The following is a 1,211-nucleotide window of genomic DNA, read 5'->3' as shown; positions in this document are numbered from 1 at the left end:
AGGAGCAGAAGGAACACTGGCTGCCCCAGCTGACCTCGGCCGAAGCGCTCGCAGGCTTCGGTCTGACCGAGCCGGAAGCCGGCTCGGACGCCGGTGGCACCAAGACGAACGCGCACCTCGAGGACGGCCGCTGGGTCATCAACGGCAACAAGGAATTCATCACCAACTCCGGGACCGACATCACCCGGCTCGTCACCGTCACCGCCGTCACCGGGCAGCACGAACGCAAGGACGGGAGCATCAAGAAGGAAATCTCCACCATCCTGGTTCCCACCGACACACCCGGTTTCACCGCCGAAAAGGCCTACAACAAGGTGGGCTGGAACGCCTCCGACACCCACCCGCTGACACTGAACAACGTGCGGGTTCCCGAAGAGAACCTGCTCGGTGTCCGGGGACGGGGCTACGCCAACTTCCTGTCCATCCTGGACGAAGGCCGCATCGCCATCGCCGCGCTTGCCACCGGAGCGGCCCAGGGCTGCGTCGACTTGTCCGTGAAATACGCCAAGGAACGCGTGGCCTTCGGACAGAACATCGGCAAGTACCAGGCCATCCAGTTCAAGATCGCCCGCATGCAGGCACGGGCCCACACAGCCCGCCTGGCCTACTACGATGCGGCCGCGAGGATGCTGGCCGGCAAGCCGTTCAAGACCGAAGCGGCCATCGCTAAGATGGTCGCAGGCGAGGCAGCCATGGACAACGCACGGGACGCCACCCAGGTGTTCGGTGGCTATGGCTTCATCAACGAATTCACGGTGGCACGGCACTACCGCGACTCCAAGATCCTGGAAGTCGGGGAAGGCACCACCGAGGTCCAGTTGATGCTCATCGCCCGCGAGCTGGGCCTTTAACCGTCAGGGAAGGTAAACGATGATCGACAAAGTTGTTGCCAGCGCCGCGGAAGCGGTGAAGGACATCCACGACGGTGCCTCTCTCGCCGTCGGCGGGTTCGGCCTGTGCGGTATCCCGGTGGCGCTGATCGATGCGCTCCACCATCAAGGCACCAAGGACCTTGAAACAGTCAGCAACAACTGCGGCGTGGACGACTGGGGCCTGGGCATCCTGCTGAAGGACGGACGGATCCGCCGGACCATCAGTTCCTATGTTGGTGAGAACAAGGAGTTCGCGCGGCAGTACCTCGCCGGTGAACTCGAGGTGGTCCTCACCCCGCAAGGTACCCTCGCCGAGAAACTGCGCGCCGGCGGGGCCGG

2 protein-coding genes are annotated in these 1,211 nt (G+C 64.0%); both read left to right on the top strand.

From position 1 onward, the window contains the following. The coding region (locus AHiyo1_RS05205; RefSeq protein WP_059387832.1) for an acyl-CoA dehydrogenase family protein at nucleotides 1-851 on the top strand (851 nt) is incomplete at its 5' end. Nucleotides 852-870: 19 nt separating this feature from the next. Then, nucleotides 871-1,211: CoA transferase subunit A (locus tag AHiyo1_RS05200; RefSeq protein ID WP_148667475.1), on the top strand; the 341-nt coding region annotated here is incomplete at its 3' end.

It is taken from the genome of Arthrobacter sp. Hiyo1, from assembly GCF_001263615.2.
GTDB lineage: Bacteria > Actinomycetota > Actinomycetes > Actinomycetales > Micrococcaceae > Arthrobacter.
Note: the sequence above shows the minus strand (reverse complement) of the source record. Positions and strands in the feature narration are given on the sequence as shown.